The following is a 12,468-nucleotide window of genomic DNA, read 5'->3' on the forward strand; positions in this document are numbered from 1 at the left end:
TCGAGGCGGCCCCGGCCGCAACCGTCGGCAGTTCCGTCACGCCTACGACGGTAGGTGAAGGTTTGCCGTCTCGCTCGACGGAAAAGCTGGCAAAACGCTGCGTGTCGCCTAAGGGCCGGGCGCTCAGCCCTCGGCGAGCAGCTGCTTCTTGAGCACCTTGCCCATCGCGTTGCGCGGCAGCGCCGCCACCAGGCGCACCTCCCGCGGCCGCTTGTGTATCGAGAGCTCCTGGGCGACGTGGTTGATCAGGTCGTCGGAGCGCAGGTCGGACGAGCCGACGACGTAGGCGACGATGCGCTGGCCCAGATCCTCGTCGGGCAGCCCGACGACCGCCGCCTCCTGCACGCCGGGGTGCCCCAGCAGCGACGTCTCGATCTCACCCGCGCCGACGCGGTAACCGCCGGACTTGATCAGGTCGACCGACTCGCGCCCGACGATGCGGTGCATGCCGCCGCCGTCGATCACCGCGACGTCGCCGGTGCGGTAGAAGCCGTCGGGCGCGAACGCCTCCGCGGTGGCCTCCGGCCGGTTCAGGTAGCCGTCGAACATCATCGGGCCCCGAACCTGAAGCCGCCCAACGGTTTCCCCGTCGTGAGGCACCGGGTTGTCGTCGTCGTCGAGCAGCCTGGTTTCCACGCCGGCCACGGGCAGGCCCACCCAGCCCGCGCGGCGCTCGCCGTCGGCCCGGGTCGAGATGGTGATCAGCGATTCCGAGGCGCCGTACCGTTCGATGGGCTGGTGCCCGGTGAGCTCGGCCAGCCGGTCGAACACCGGCACCGGCAGCGGCGCGCTGCCCGAGACCAGTAGCCGCGCCGGGCGCAGCGCCTCGGCCGCGGCGCCGTCGGCCACCACCCGCGACCACACGGTGGGAACCGCGAAGAACAGCGATCCGCCCCATTCGGCGCACGCTTGCGCGTACCCGGCCGGTGTCGGTCTTCCGGTGTGCACGAAGCGGTTTCCGATCCGCAGCGACCCGAGCAGGCCCAGCACCAGCCCGTGCACGTGGAACAGCGGCAGGCCGTGCACCAGGACGTCGTCGGGCGTCCACTGCCAGGCCTCCGCCAGGGCGTCGAGGTCGGCGGCGACCGCGCGGCGGCTCAGCTGCACCCCCTTGGGCAGCCCGGTGGTGCCCGAGGTGTAGATGATCATCGCGGTCGCGTCCGGCGACGGCTCGGGGTAGCGGTGCCAGGAGCGGGCGTGCAACCGCACCGGGATGTGCGGCAGGCCGTCGGGATCTTCGGGCTCGGGACCCAACCAGGCCTCCGCGCCGGAGTCGGTGAGCATGTGCCGGCGCTCGGCCACGCCGACGTCGGAGGGCACCGGCACGAACGGCACGCCCGCGAGCAGGCAGCCGGTGACCGCGAGCACGGTGGCCGCGCTCGGCGTGGCCAGGATCGCGACCCGATTTGCGCCGGCGACCCGCTCGGCCACCGACGTTGCGGCACCGACCAAGTCGCTGCGGCTGAGCGTGACGCCGTCGATCCGCACCGCGTCGGCGATGTCGGTGGTGGTGGTGACGGTCGAGGGATTGAGCGACGCGAGCAGCACGCCTGCAGGTTACCCGGCGGCGTCAGGCCTGCTGGTCCCAGATCTTGATCAGGGTGGACAGGATCTCCTCGCCGCGGCCCAGCCCGCCGAGGTGGCTTTCGCCCGGGAGCACGATCAGCTCGCAGTCGGGCAGCAAGGCCACGACGTGCTCGCCGTGGGCGAACGGAACGATGTGGTCGCTGTCGCCGTGCCACCAGCGCACCGGGACCTTGACCTCGTCGAGCCGGAATCCCCAGTCCCGGGTGAACAGGATGATGTCGTTGAACGGCGCCGCCAGTTGCTTGCGGCTGCCGTTGAGCAGGTCGTCGAGGAACATGGCGCCGAACTCGGGCCGGGTGAGCAGGCGCCGGTCGCCCTCGGGCGATATCGCGGCATAGAGATAGAGGGCGGGATTCGCGACGGGGCGGATCGCCCGGACCACCAGGCTCGCTCCGATCCGCAGCGGGTCGCCTCCCAGCCGCAGCAGGGGCGCCATCCGCTTGCCCAGGTTCATCAGGCCGCTGGTGATCCCCTCGTCACCGAGGAACGGCGCGACGCCCCCGAGCACGCCGACGTCCACGACCCGGTCGGGCAGCACCGCGGCGGATGCGAGCGCGTAGGGGCCGCCGCCGGACAGGCCGATGACCGCCATCTTGTCGATGCCCAGCGTGTCGGCGATCGTCCGCAGGTCGTCGCCGAACGCCCGGATGTTCTCGTAGCGATGGGGTGTCGACGATCCGATGCCCGGCCGGTCGATGCCGATCAGGCGGATGTTGTGCTGTTCGGCGTAGACACGGGCCTCGATCGGGATCTGTCGGCGGGCGCCGGGGGTCCCGTGCAGCCAAAAGACCGCCCGGCCCCAGGGGGCGCCGAACTCGGCGAAGCCGATTTGGCGGTCCTCCCCCACGGCGATGTTGCCTTCGAGCTTGGGGCGGGCGATCTCCATGACCATGCCCAGCAGCTTTGCATGTGACGAGCCGTTTACCAAAGGCTCACGGCCTACCCGTTGAGCGGCCGCTCCCCGATGACCCGTTCGGCCCGCAGGCCGGCCAGCTCGTCGGCGGAAAGGCCCAGCCCGCGCAGGATCTCGTCGTTGTGCTGACCCAGCGTCGGCGCGGGGCTGCGGTGGGGCCGCGCCGGTCCCGGGGCCATCCGAAGCGGCCAGCCGGGATAGCGGTGCGATCCGGTGACGGGATGCGCCAGCTCCTGGTAGAACCCCCGCGCGTCGAGCTGGGCGATCTCATACATCCGCTCGCCGGTGACCACCCGCTCGGCCGGGATGCCCTGCGCCGCAAGGGCTCCGACGATCGCGTCGGGCGCCTGGGTGCGGGTCCACGCCGCGACCATCTCGTCGAACGCGTCATGGTCGACGTCCGGGTCCCCGGGCAGCGACAGCGCCACCCACGCGCCGTCCTCGTTGGTCGGGTACACGCCCTGCAGGTAGCCGCGCCGGCGGTTGCCTTCGCGGGATTGCACGACGCCGTTCATCGAGTACTCGATCACCGGTTCGGCGGTCACGGCGGCGGCGACCTCGATCTGCGCGATCTCGATCAGTTGCCCCTCCCCGGTGCGGCTTCGGTGCTCGAGCGCGGCCAGCAGCGCGACCCCCGCGTGCACGCCGACGACGGGGTCGGCGGGCCCCTGCGGGTTGCATGGCGGCCCGTCGGGATAGCCGGTGACCGCCGACATCCCCGCGGTCTGCTCGAAGTTCAGCGCCCAGCCGACGTAATCGCGCCAGGGGCCCTGCAGGCCGAACCCCGGCATCCGGATCATGATCACGTCGGGCTTCAGCGCCACCAGCGACTCGTAGCCCAGACCGAACTGCTCCACGACTCGTGGTGAGAAGTTCTCCACGACCACGTCGGCCTGCGCGGCCAGCCGCCGGACGATTTCTTGGCCGCGCCGCGAGGTCAGGTCCAGCGTGAGGTCTTGCTTGTTGAGGTTGGTGGCCTGCCATAGGCCGCTGCGCTCGTACCAGTCGTCACCCTCGAAGGGAAAGGCGCCGGAGTAACGAAAACCGTCGGGCCGCTGGATCGACTCGACCTTGACGATGTCGGCGCCGAACGCGCCCAGGTAACACGTCAGGTATGCGCCCGCCCAGAAGGTGGTCAGGTCGAGCACCTTCAGCTCCGCGAACGGTAGGGCCCTCGTCGTGCGAACCGAGGCCCGATGATGCTGTGCCGCAGGGCCTTTGGTCAGCCGGAACGGCGCCCCGGGGCGTTGGAACTCCCCGGTTATGAAGAACTCGCGCTTGGCGTATTGCGGACATTCCAGCACGGTGGCGCCGTCGTTGACCGGGGTGGCCGGAATCCGCAACGCCTGGCTCAGGTCGACGATCTCGGCGACGGTCTGCTCGGCGAGCACTGGCTCTGCGCGGGCATAGAATTCGGCGCGCTCGGGGCCGCCCAACATGATCGGGATCTGCTGCTCGCCGAACTCGGGCAGGCCCAGCATCGCGCACACGTCCAGCCAATGCTGCCCCGTCAGGCAGTTGATGCCCACCCAGCCGTCGGCGGCGCGGACCACCCCCAGCATGGGAGCGCCCCGTGCGTTGGCGGGCAGGCCGAGGCTCTGCATCTTCTCCGCCATCAGCATGGGATAGGGCAGCGTCGACAGCAACGATTCGAACTCCGAAACATCGACCTGCACAACCTCATCGGATGCGCAACGCAGCGCGGTCAATGCGCCCAGGGCGCCGTAGGCGCCCGCAACGTACTCGGCGATCCGCGCGCCGACCTGCACCGGGGGGCGGTCGGGATCGCGGGCGCTGACCCAGCCCGACGCCGCCTGCAGCGTCAGCGACGTGGCCGGCCGGTCCCGCCACGGCCCGGACTGCCCGAAGGCCGAGATGCGCAGCAACACCAGGTTCCGGTTGAGCCCGCCCAGGCTGTCGCGGTCGAATCCCCAGCCCTCCAGCGTTCCGGGCGGGAAGTTCTCGATCAGCAGGTGCGCACCCGCGATCAGCTCGCGGGCATCCTGGAACGCCGCACTTCGCTTGCCGGCGTTCAGGTATTGAAATAATCCGCTGTGTTCGGGATCCGGAACCCCGCGGGGAAACGGACCCCAATAGCGCAGCGGATCTCCGCCCGGGGGCTCGATCTTGGTGACCTCGGCACCGAGGTCAACCAAAAGCTTTGCCGCATAAGGCCCGGAGATCTCCTTGGTGATTTCGACGACGGACAGCCCCGCGAGGGGTCCGCTCACGCGGGAACCCCGATCGCCATTGCCTCCATGTACTGGTGCAGCCCGCCGATGCCGCCGCCCTCCCGGCCCAACCCGCTCAGCTTGAACCCGCCGAACGGCGCGCCGCCGGGGCCGCACCCGTTGACGGCGACCTGCCCGGTGCGGATGCGCCGCGCGACACCGACGGCGCGGTCCACGTCCCCGCCCCACACCGCCCCGGAAAGCCCGTACTGGGAGTTGTTCGCGATGGCGACCGCGTCGTCGTCGTCGCGGTAGCGCAGCACCGTCAGCACCGGCCCGAACACTTCCTCCTGGGCGATGGTCGAATCCTGATCGACGCCGGTGAGAATCGTCGGCTCGAAATAGAACCCGACGTCCAGCCCGGCCGGACGGCCACCACCGGTCGCCAGCCGGGCTCCGTCGTTGACCGCTCCGTCGACGTGCGCCTGGACCCGGTCCCGCTGCGCCGCGCTGATCAACGGGCCCATCTGCACGTCGGGGTCGGCGGGGTCGCCGACCTTGACCTCGCGGGCCAGCGCCACGAGCCGGTCGACGACGTCGTCGTGCAGCGAATCGGGAAGCAGCATCCGGCTGTGCAGGATGCAGGCCTGCCCGGCGTGTAGCGAGCACGAGTCGAACAGCATCTGCCGCAACGTCTCGTCGGTGACCTCGGTGTCGTCCAGGACGATGCTGGCCGACTTGCCGCCCAGTTCCAGCAGGATCCGCTTCATGGTGTCGCCCGCGGCGGACATGACCTGGCGCCCGACGACCGAACTGCCGGTGAAGCTCACCATGTCGATGCGCGGGTCGGTGGTGAGCAGCCGGGCGGCCTCGACGCCGGAGGGCGTGACGACGTTGACCACGCCGGGCGGGATGTCGGTCTGCTCGTCGATGATGCGCGCGAGTGCCAGCCCCGCCAGCGGGGTCAGCGGGGAGGGCTTGAGCACGACGGTATTGCCGGCGGCCAGCGCGTGGTTGAGCTTCATGACGTTGAGGCAATGCGGGAAGTTCCATGGCGTCAGGACGGACACGACGCCCAGCGGTTGGTGGCGCAGCAACGTGGTGCCGGCGCTCATTCCGGTCACCGCTTCCTCGCCGAGCTGCGCGGCGAGCTGGGCCGCGACCATCGACATGTATCCGGCCCCGTCGATTTGCATCATCCGCTCGTTGGCAACGCAGCCCCACTCCACCTGCGACAGCGCGAAGAACTCGTCGGCGTGCTTCAGCAGCGCCGCGCCGAGCTGATTGAGGCAGCCGGCCCGCTCGTCGGGACCCATCCGGCCCCACGGCCCGCTGTCGAAGGCCCGGCGCGCGGCGTCGATCGCCGCGCCGAGCTGGGCGATGCTGGCGTCGGGCGCGGTGCCGATCGATTGTTCGGTGGCCGGGTTGATGTCGTCGTAGCGACCGCCCTCCGCGTCGACCCAGCCGCCATCGATGTAGAGCTGGTAGGTGTCGACGAGAGATCCCGGAGTTTGTAGCTCGGTCATGCGCGCTTCCTCACCCGAACGTCGGTCATCTAGAGAGCCAGTGTTCACCGCCGGTACCCTGGCGTCAATCACCAATTCGGCGAATTTTCCGCTATTCCAGCGCGTTGCGGACGTATTGACAGGGACGATCGGCAGCGGGTAGACACAACGTCGCAAGACACATTGGCGTGATGTGTCGGATCGTCCGTCGAGGAGGCCCGCATGCGGACCGCTATGCCCGCCTCTCTGTTGCACTCCCCCGACTTCTACGCGGGCGATCCCTACCCGGCGTACCGGGAGCTGCGCGCGACGTCGCCGGTGTGCTGGAACGACGTGACCAACTTTTGGGCGCTGCTGAAGTACGAGGACATCCGCTTCGTGTCGAGCAACCCGGGGCTGTTCTCGTCGACCCAGGGCATCACCATCCCCGATCCCGCACAGCCGAGCCCGGTCCAGCCGGGCAGCCTGATCTTCACCGACCCGCCGCGGCACCGGCAGATGCGCAAGCTGATCAACTCGGGGTTCACCCGGCGCCGGGTGGCCGTCCTCGAGCCGAAGATCCGCGAGATCGTGCGGGGCATCCTCGACGACGTCGCACCCGACTCCGTCCACGAGTTCGCCGAAGAGATCGCCGCTCCGTTGCCCACCCGGATGATCGCCGAGCTGATCGGCGCCCCGCCCGACGACTGGGAGCAGTTCCGGGCGTGGTCGGACGCCGCCACCGGAAGCGCCGACCCGGAGATCGAACTGGATCCCCTGGTGGCCATGGGGCAGCTTTTCGAGTACTTCCAGAAGCTGATCGCCCAGCGGCGCGTCGAGGCGCACGACGACCTGCTGTCGGTGCTGGCGGGCGCGGAGATCGACGGGGTCCGGCTCACCGACGAAGACCTGCTCAACTTCGCGTTCCTGTTGTTGGTCGCCGGCAACGAAACCACCCGCAATCTCATCGCTTTGGGAACATTGGCGTTGATCGCCCACCCCGACCAGTGTCGCGTGTTGGTTGAGGATCGATCGCTGATCCCGGGCGCCGTCGAGGAGATGCTGCGCTGGAACAGCCCGGTGGTGCACATGGCGCGCACCGCGACGGCCGACGTCGAGATCCGCGGGCAGCGGATCGCCGAGGGCGACACGGTGGTGATGTTGTACGGGTCGGCCAACCGCGACGAGGACATCTTCGGTCCCGACTCCGAGGAGTTCGTGGTGACCCGCCACCCGAATCCGCACATCGCGTTCGGCTGCGGTGAACACTCTTGCGTCGGTGCGCAATTGGCCCGGCTGGAGGCCTCGGTGATGTTCGACGAGCTGCTGCGGCGCTTCCCCCGGCTGGAGCTGGTGGGCGAGGTGGACCGGATGCGCGCCACGATGGTGCCGGGAGTGAAGCGGATGCCGGTGCGGCTCGGGACGGGCGAGTGATGGAGCTCGACTACACGCCCGAGCAACAGCGGCTTCGCGCCGAGATCCGCGCCGCGCTGGAACGGGTGATGACGCCGGAGCGCACCGCCGCGGTGAGTGAGGGCATCGAGGGCGGCCCGGCGGTCCGCGACTGCGTGCGCGCCCTGGGCGCCGCCAACCTGCTCGGCGTGGGCTGGCCCAAAGAGTATGGCGGGCGCGGCTTCTCGGCGATCGAGCAGTTCATCTTCTCCGAGGAGGCGCAGCGGGTCAGCGCTCCGATCCCGCTGGTGACGCTCAACACCGTCGGGCCGACCCTGATGCAGTACGGCACCGACGAACAGAAGCGGACGTTTCTGCCGGCGATCCTGGACGGCAGCGTCGAGTTCGCGATCGGGTACTCCGAGCCCGGGGCGGGCAGCGACCTGGCGTCGCTGCGCACCACGGCGGTGCGCGACGGCGACGATTATGTGATCAACGGCCAGAAGATGTTCACCAGCGGCGCCGCCTACGCCGACTACGTCTGGCTGGCCGCACGCACCGATCCGAATGTCAAGAAGCACAAGGGCATTTCGATCTTCATCGTGCCGACCTCGTCACCCGGGTTCTCCTGGCAGCCGCTGCACACCATGCCCGGCATCTCCACCTTCTACACGTTCTACGACGACGTCCGGGTCCCGGCCGGCGCCATCGTGGCCGGCGAAAACCAGGGCTGGCAGCTGATCACCACGCAGCTGAACTTCGAACGCGCCGCGCTGGGCAACCTCGGCGCGCTCGAGCCGCTCTTCGAGAAGACCCTGGACTGGGCCGCCACCACGGAGCTCGACGGCGGCCGAGTCCTGGACCAGCCCTGGGTGCGGCTCGCGCTGGCCAGGGTCGAGGCGCAGGTCGCCGCGTACAAACTCGTCAACGCGCGCGTCAACGCGGCCATGTCGCAGGGCGACCTGAGCATGGGAGAGGCGTCGGCGGCCAAGGTTTTCGGCACCGAGCTCACCCAGCAGGTCGCCCGCCAGCTGCTCGAAGTGCTCGACGGCAACGGGACACGCTCGGGCGCCGACGCACCGCTGCGCGGGGCACTCGAATCCGCCTACCGCTTCGCGGTCATCAACACGTTCGGCGGTGGCGCCAACGAGATTCAGCGTGACATCATCGCCATGGCCGGGTTGGGGATGCCCAGGGCACCCCGCGACCTTCGCGCCCAGCAGACAACAGGAGGATCATGACCGACCAAGATTCCGAGGTGCGCACCAAACTGCGGGCGCTCGTCGGCAAGCCCACCGGCGGCACCGGATTGCCCACGGTGGCACCGGATCCGGTCAACCAGCCGATGATTCGGCACTGGGCCCACGCGCTCGCCGACATGAACCCCGTCTACCTCGATCCCGAGTTCGCGGCGTCGTCGCGGTTCGGCGGCATCGTGTCGCCGCCGGTGATGCTGCAGACCTGGACGATGCCCTCGCCGAAGCTGGAGGGGATCGCTGAGCGCGGCGGCGCCCCCGTCGAGATCCTCAGCAACCCAACGGCATTCCTGGACGAGGCCGGATACACCAGCACGGTGGCCACCAACTCGGAGTTCGAGATCGAACGCTATCCCCGGCTCGGCGACGTCATCAGCTCGACGTCGGTGTTCGAGGAGGTCTCCGACGAGAAGAAGACGGCGCTGGGCACCGGTTTCTTTTTGACCTGGCTGATCACTTACACCGACCAGAACGGTGAGGTGTTGGGGCGACAGCGATTCCGCGTGCTGCGATTCAGGCCGGCGCGCTGATGGCGCCCCGCCTGGCGCCGGCCATCAGCCCGGACACCGAGTTCTTCTGGAACGGCCTGCGCGAGCAGAAGCTGCTCATCCAGCGCTGCTCCGGATGCGGGGCGCTGCGACACCCGCCCCGCCCCATGTGCCCGCACTGCCGCTCCCTGGACTGGGAAGCGATCGAGTCGTCGGGCCGAGGCACCGTCTACAGCTACGTGATGCCGCACGAGCCCAAATTCCCGTTCTTCGAGTACCCCTACATCGTGGCGCTGGTGCAGCTCGACGAGGGGGTACGGATCGTGTCGAACCTCTGTGGCATCGACCCCGCCGACGTCACGGTGGGGATGCCGGTCGAGGTCTACTACCAGACCTTCGATAACGACCTGGTGCTGCACCAGTTCCGGCCCGTCCAGTAGGTGGCGCAATGGATTTCACGTTCACCGAAGAGCAGGAGACGATCGCCAAGCTCGCCCGCGAGATCTTCGAGCGCAGGGCCACCCCCGACCGGCTGACCGAACTGGAGGCCGGCGAGACCCGTTACGACGCCGCGCTGTGGAGCGAGCTCGCCGCCGCCGACCTGCTGGGCACGGCGCTGCCGGAGGCCGTCGGCGGCAACGGCGGCGGGTTCCTGGAGCTGGGTGTGCTGCTGGCCGAGGTGGGCTGGAGTGTGGCCCCGGTGCCCGCCTACGCGACGCTGGTGCTGGGCGCCGACCCGATCGCCCGGCACGGAACCGCCGAGCAACAGCGACGGTTCCTGCCCGGCGTCGTCACGGGAGCCCGCATCCTGAGCGCCGGGCTGCAGGAGCCCGGCCGGTCCGATCCGATGAGCCCGTCCACCACGGCCCGTCGCGACGGCCTGAACTGGCGACTGGACGGGGTCAAGGAGCTGGTGCCGGCCGCACAGCTCGCCGACACCATCCTGATCCCGGCCGCCCTGGACGACGGTGAGGTGGGCCTGTTCCTGCTGCCCGTCGACGCCCGCGGCGTCGAGATCCGGCCGGTCGCGACCACCAACCGCGAACCGCATGCGGACGTATTCGTCGACGGCGCAATCGTTTCCGACCACGATCGGCTCGGCGGCCCGGTGGGGGCCCTGCACACGCGTGCCCTGGTCGGGCTGTGCGCGATCGCGCTCGGCGCCTGCGAGCGCGCCCTGCGCATCGCGGCCGAGTACACCAGCGGCCGTGAGCAATTCGGTCGGCCCATCGGCAGCTTCCAGGCGGTGCAGCAGCGGCTGGCCGACGCCTTCATCGACGTCGAAGCGATCCGCTGGACCACCTGGCATGCGGCGTGGCTGATCGCGCGGGGACGGCCTGCGCAGGAGGCCGAGCGGGCGGCGCGCATCGCGAAGTTCTGGGCCGCCGAGGCCGGCTCGCGGGTCGCCGCCAGCGCCCAGCAGGTCCACGGCGGCATCGGGATCGACGTCACCTATCCCCTGCACCGCTATTTCCTGTGGGCCAAACACATCGAGCTCTCCCTCGGTCCCGCGCCTGCCCAGCTGGCCAGTATCGGCAGTACCTATCCGGAAGGATTCCGATGAAGACCGCTAACAGCCGTACAACGCTCAAGTGGGCCGACATCAACGTCGGCGATGAGGTGGACCCCCTCGAAATCCCGATCACCACAACGATGATCGTCGCCGGCGCGATCGCCTCGCGGGATTTCATGCCGGTGCACCACGACCGCGACTTCGCCAAGAAGCAGGGCTCGCCGAACCTGTTCATGAACATCCTGACCACCAACGGGTACTGCGTGCGCTTCCTCACCGACTGGGCCGGGCCGGAGGCGATGGTGAAGAACCTGTCCATCCGCCTCGGCGTGCCGTGCTTCCCCGACGACCCGCTGCGCTTCACCGGCACCGTGACATCCAAAAGCGAGGGCTCCGGCGGCGAGAACTTCGTCGAGGTGACCTTTCAGGGCTCCAACAGCCTGGGCGATCACGTTTCGGGCACCGCGGTGCTCAGCCTGCTGGACGGGGATGGGGCATGAGCCCGCTGCCCGGCAGCTGCGCCATCGTCGGCATCGGCCAGACCGAGTTCTCCAAGGAGTCGGGGCGCAGCGAGCTCCAATTGGCCTGCGAGGCAGTCAGTGCCGCGCTCGACGATGCGGGTCTCACGCCCGCCGACGTCGACGGCATGGTCACCTTCACGATGGACTCCAGCGACGAGATCGACATCGCCCGCAACGTGGGCATCGGCGACCTGAGCTTCTTCTCGCGCGTCCATCACGGCGGCGGCGCTGCGGCCGGCACCGTGGTGCATGCGGCGATGGCCGTCGCGACCGGCGTCGCCGACGTGGTGGTGTGCTGGCGCGCGTTCAACGAACGTTCCGGCTTCCGGTTTGGCGGCAGCGGGCGCGACATGACCGCGACCCCGCTGTTCATGGCGCACTACGCGCCATTCGGGTTGCTGACGCCCGCGGCGTGGGTCGCCATGCACGCCCAGCGCTACATGTCGACCTACGGGGTGACCAACGAGGACTTCGGCCGCATCGCCGTCGTCGACCGCAAGCACGCCGCCACCAATCCCGACGCATGGTTCTACCAGCGCCCGATCACCCTGGAAGACCACCAGAACTCGCGCTGGATCGTCGAACCCGTGCTGCGGCTGCTGGATTGCTGCCAGGAGAGCGACGGCGGGGTCGCCCTGGTGGTGACCAGCGCCGAGCGCGCCCGCGACTTGCGGCAGCCGCCGGCGGTGATCACCGCGGCCGCCCAGGGCGCGGCCGCCAACGGCGAGATGATGACGAGCTACTACCGCGAGGACATCACGGGGCTCCCGGAGATGGGGGTGGTCGGCAACCGGCTGTGGCGCGACTCGGGCCTCAAGCCCCAGGACATCCAAACCGCCTTCATCTACGACCATTTCACGCCGTTCGTGTTCGCCCAGCTCGAGGAGCTCGGCTTCTGCGGGCGCGGCGAGGCCAAGGACTTCGCCACCGTCGAGCGGCTGTCTCTGGGCGGGGAGTTTCCGATCAACACCAACGGCGGGCTGCTCGGCGAGGCCTACATCCACGGCATGAACGGCATCACCGAGGGCGTGCGGCAGGTCCGCGGCACCTCGCACAACCAGGTCGAGGGCGTCGAGCACGTGCTCGTCACGTCGGGAACCGGCGTGCCCACCAGCGGACTGATCCTCGCGCCCGCCGAATAAG

Annotated in this window: 11 protein-coding genes; 7 read left to right on the plus strand and 4 right to left on the minus strand. The window is 69.4% G+C overall.

The annotated features are described in order from the left end of the window. Positions 1-123 precede the first annotated feature (123 nt). Genes AWB89_RS05180 through AWB89_RS05195 form a run of 4 tightly spaced genes read right to left on the minus strand, consistent with a single transcriptional unit; the run spans position 124 to position 6,197 of the window. The gene (locus AWB89_RS05180) at positions 124-1,548 is read right to left on the minus strand and encodes an acyl-CoA synthetase (RefSeq protein WP_085172068.1); all 1,425 of its coding nucleotides are present in this window, start codon (positions 1,546-1,548) and stop codon (positions 124-126) included. Between the two features lie 22 nt (positions 1,549-1,570). Then, positions 1,571-2,479, minus strand: a complete 909-nt coding sequence (locus tag AWB89_RS05185; RefSeq protein ID WP_085172070.1) for an alpha/beta fold hydrolase — start codon at positions 2,477-2,479, stop codon at positions 1,571-1,573. A gap of 47 nt (positions 2,480-2,526) precedes the next feature. Then, positions 2,527-4,731 carry a CaiB/BaiF CoA transferase family protein gene (locus AWB89_RS05190; protein WP_085172072.1) on the minus strand — a complete coding sequence of 735 codons (2,205 nt, stop codon included), beginning with the start codon at positions 4,729-4,731 and terminating at the stop codon, positions 2,527-2,529. Next, on the minus strand, positions 4,728-6,197 hold the full coding sequence (locus AWB89_RS05195; protein WP_085172075.1) for an aldehyde dehydrogenase family protein: 1,470 nt from the start codon (positions 6,195-6,197) through the stop codon (positions 4,728-4,730). Before AWB89_RS05195 ends, AWB89_RS05190 begins: the two co-directional genes overlap by 4 nt. 201 nt (positions 6,198-6,398) lie before the next feature. On the opposite strand from AWB89_RS05195, the gene AWB89_RS05200 reads away from it, so the two are divergent. The 7 genes from AWB89_RS05200 to AWB89_RS05230 are packed head-to-tail and all read left to right on the plus strand — an operon-like array spanning position 6,399 to position 12,467. Beyond that, entirely contained in the window at positions 6,399-7,589 is a 1,191-nt protein-coding gene (locus AWB89_RS05200) for a cytochrome P450 (protein WP_085172077.1), read from the plus strand. Next, positions 7,589-8,788 carry an acyl-CoA dehydrogenase family protein gene (locus AWB89_RS05205; RefSeq protein ID WP_085172079.1) on the plus strand — a complete coding sequence of 400 codons (1,200 nt, stop codon included), beginning with the start codon at positions 7,589-7,591 and terminating at the stop codon, positions 8,786-8,788. The genes AWB89_RS05200 and AWB89_RS05205 overlap by 1 nt, the downstream gene beginning before the upstream one ends. Continuing rightward, the gene (locus AWB89_RS05210; protein ID WP_085096830.1) at positions 8,785-9,333 is read left to right on the plus strand and encodes an FAS1-like dehydratase domain-containing protein; all 549 of its coding nucleotides are present in this window, start codon (positions 8,785-8,787) and stop codon (positions 9,331-9,333) included. The genes AWB89_RS05205 and AWB89_RS05210 overlap by 4 nt, the downstream gene beginning before the upstream one ends. Beyond that, positions 9,333-9,731 (plus strand): Zn-ribbon domain-containing OB-fold protein, encoded by a 399-nt coding sequence (locus AWB89_RS05215; protein ID WP_085096827.1) that lies wholly within the window; start codon positions 9,333-9,335, stop codon positions 9,729-9,731. The genes AWB89_RS05210 and AWB89_RS05215 overlap by 1 nt, the downstream gene beginning before the upstream one ends. Positions 9,732-9,739: 8 nt before the next feature. Next, the gene (locus AWB89_RS05220; protein WP_085172081.1) at positions 9,740-10,855 is read left to right on the plus strand and encodes an acyl-CoA dehydrogenase family protein; all 1,116 of its coding nucleotides are present in this window, start codon (positions 9,740-9,742) and stop codon (positions 10,853-10,855) included. Continuing rightward, complete coding sequence (locus tag AWB89_RS05225) at positions 10,852-11,304, plus strand: MaoC family dehydratase (protein ID WP_085096822.1); 453 nt, start codon at positions 10,852-10,854, stop codon at positions 11,302-11,304. Before AWB89_RS05220 ends, AWB89_RS05225 begins: the two co-directional genes overlap by 4 nt. Further along, a complete protein-coding gene (locus AWB89_RS05230; RefSeq protein WP_085172083.1) occupies positions 11,301-12,467 on the plus strand; it encodes a lipid-transfer protein in 1,167 nt (388 codons plus the stop codon). Before AWB89_RS05225 ends, AWB89_RS05230 begins: the two co-directional genes overlap by 4 nt. Position 12,468: the final 1 nt, after the last annotated feature.

This window comes from Mycobacterium paraense, from assembly GCF_002101815.1.
Taxonomy (GTDB): Bacteria; Actinomycetota; Actinomycetes; order Mycobacteriales; family Mycobacteriaceae; genus Mycobacterium; species Mycobacterium paraense.

Coding starts and splice junctions, on each gene's coding strand:
- AWB89_RS05185 (WP_085172070.1), bottom strand. CDS start 2,479: ATGGTCATGGAGATCGCCCGCCCCAAGCTCGAAGGCAACATCGCCGTG.
- AWB89_RS05220 (WP_085172081.1), top strand. CDS start 9,740: ATGGATTTCACGTTCACCGAAGAGCAGGAGACGATCGCCAAGCTCGCC.
- AWB89_RS05205 (WP_085172079.1), top strand. CDS start 7,589: ATGGAGCTCGACTACACGCCCGAGCAACAGCGGCTTCGCGCCGAGATC.
- AWB89_RS05225 (WP_085096822.1), top strand. CDS start 10,852: ATGAAGACCGCTAACAGCCGTACAACGCTCAAGTGGGCCGACATCAAC.
- AWB89_RS05200 (WP_085172077.1), top strand. CDS start 6,399: ATGCGGACCGCTATGCCCGCCTCTCTGTTGCACTCCCCCGACTTCTAC.
- AWB89_RS05215 (WP_085096827.1), top strand. CDS start 9,333: ATGGCGCCCCGCCTGGCGCCGGCCATCAGCCCGGACACCGAGTTCTTC.
- AWB89_RS05230 (WP_085172083.1), top strand. CDS start 11,301: ATGAGCCCGCTGCCCGGCAGCTGCGCCATCGTCGGCATCGGCCAGACC.
- AWB89_RS05195 (WP_085172075.1), bottom strand. CDS start 6,197: ATGACCGAGCTACAAACTCCGGGATCTCTCGTCGACACCTACCAGCTC.
- AWB89_RS05210 (WP_085096830.1), top strand. CDS start 8,785: ATGACCGACCAAGATTCCGAGGTGCGCACCAAACTGCGGGCGCTCGTC.